The following is a 2,077-nucleotide window of genomic DNA, read 5'->3' on the forward strand; positions in this document are numbered from 1 at the left end:
CCCACGTCGGCGGCGATCGCGTCGGCGGCGGTGCGGCCGTGCCGGTTCGCGAGGCCGGCCATGGTGACGAGCGTGGGCTCGGCGGAGACGGCATCCACCTTCTCGACGCCGTCTCCCACGGCGAAGATGCGCGGGTCGCTGGTGCGCTGCACGGCGTCGACGGCGATTCCGCCGGTGGGTCCGGTGGCGAGTCCAGCGGCGACGGCGAGGGATGCCGCGGGGCGCACACCCCTGGCATCGATGACGATGTCGGCGGCGACGGTGGTGCCGTCGTCGAGGTGGACGCCGTCGGCATCCATCGACTCGACCGACGCACGCAACCGCAGATCGACACCGCGGTCGCGCAGCTCGTCGACGACGAGCGCGGCCATCTCGATGTCGAGCGGGCTGAGCGGATGCCCGCCGTGCTGCACGAGCGTGACGGCGAGCCCGCGGTGCACGAGGTTCTCGACCGCCTCGACGCCGATGAATCCGCCGCCGACGACGACGGCGCGACCGGGCTCGGGAAGGACGGCCAGGGCGTCGGTGATGCGATCGACGTCGTCGATCGTGCGCAGGGTCGATACGACAGGGGCGCCGGGTGTCTGCTCGAACACGTCGCTGGAGGTCGCGCCGGTCGCGAGCACGAGGTGGTCGTAGGGCTGGTCGACGACGGCGCCGGTGCGCACATCCCGGATGCCGACGGTGCGGGCGTCCCGGTCGATCGCGACGACCTCGGACCCGGTGCGCACGTCGAGGGCGAAGCGGGCGCGCAGCGATTCGGGCGTCTGCAGCAGCAGCGACTCGCGCTCGGTGATCACGCCGCCGACGTAGTACGGCAGTCCGCAGTTGGCGAAGCTGACGTGATCGCCCCGCTCGACGACGATGATCTCGGCGTGCTCGTCGAGCCGGCGCAGCCGGGTGGCCGCCGACATCCCGCCGGCGACGCCTCCGATGATGACGACGCGCATGGTCAGCGCCGCCCGAACAGCTTCGCGAAGAAGCCCGTGCGCGGCTCGCTCTCGTGCCCGCGGCACCGGTCGCTCGACGGCACTCCGGCCATCACCCTGTCGACGTGCTGGCCGCAGCCGGCCCACGTCGTCTTGCCACAGGTTCGGCAGGTCACTGCGCGGCACATTGTCGTCCTCCTCGGTTCGGGTACAGATCGATGGTAGCGGATACCCCTGGGGGTATAACTGGATACTGGCTGAATGCGGCTCTCACGCCCGTGGCGCGCGGAAGTAGGCTGGGCCCATCATGAACGACTTCCTGACCTGGCTCGGCAGCTACTGGTGGCTGGCCTTCCCGCTGATGGGCATCGCCGGCGGCGTCGGCAAGTCGTGGGAGCGCGCCTCGAAACGACGTCATGAACGGCGGCTCGAGACGCTGCGTCTGAAGGGCGAGATCAAAGCCGCTCAGCTCGCCGCCCGCGGGGGCACGCCGCCGACGACGAGGAAGCTCGTGCGCGAGGCCGCCGCCGAGGAGCGCGCGTCGACCGCGCAGCTGCTCGAGAGACTCTTCGCAGAGCACGACGAGGTCACCGCCCGATGGCTCGACTACGAGCTCGACGTGGCCAAGCTCATCGCGTTCCCGGCGATGAGCGACGGACGCCAGCCGTTGACCGCCGCGTTCCTGCGTGCGAAGAAGATCGCCGACGCCCTGCGGCCCGCGTCGGCGGATACCAAGCTCACCGAGGCCGAGATCGCGGAGTACGTCGACGCCGTGGGCGACTACGCCGTCGCCTTCGACATCGCCGAGCGCGATGCCCGCCGGCTGCGCGACGCGAACTTCAGCGAGGTCGAGCGCAAGCGCCTCGACAAGCGTGTGCGCGAAGAGCTCGACGGGCTGATCCTGCTCTCCGACGAGGCGGTGGACGTGCTCGAGCAGAAGGTGGCCGGGCAGATCGGGTCGGCCCCGGCATCGTCATCGGCATCTCCGGCATCCGCTGCCCGGGCATCCGGCACCCCGGCGCCTGCCGCACCGGCATCCGCTTCCCCGCCGCCCGCGACGGCCGCGCCTGAGCCGGCGCCCGAGCCGGAGCGGATGCCGCTGCGGCGGGACGACCCTCGAACATGAGAGTCGAGAACGTCACCGGACC

At 71.4% G+C, this 2,077-nt stretch carries 2 protein-coding genes; one reads left to right on the forward strand and one right to left on the reverse strand.

Annotation, left to right across the window (positions count from 1 at the left end; translation table 11 throughout):
- Positions 1-950: FAD-dependent oxidoreductase (locus RT309_RS14840; RefSeq protein WP_313358272.1), on the reverse strand; the 950-nt coding region annotated here is incomplete at its 3' end.
- A 286-nt stretch (positions 951-1,236) separates the two neighbouring features.
- Between RT309_RS14840 and RT309_RS14845 the strand changes: the two genes are divergently transcribed.
- Entirely contained in the window at positions 1,237-2,055 is an 819-nt protein-coding gene (locus tag RT309_RS14845; protein ID WP_313358274.1) for a hypothetical protein, read from the forward strand.
- Positions 2,056-2,077: the final 22 nt, after the last annotated feature.

Source organism: Microbacterium sp., from assembly GCF_032084865.1.
Lineage (GTDB): Bacteria > Actinomycetota > Actinomycetes > Actinomycetales > Microbacteriaceae > Microbacterium.

What these genes read in the sequence shown, in the direction of transcription:
- RT309_RS14845 (WP_313358274.1), top strand. Translation starts at nt 1,237, where the DNA reads ATGAACGACTTCCTGACCTGGCTCGGCAGCTACTGGTGGCTGGCCTTC.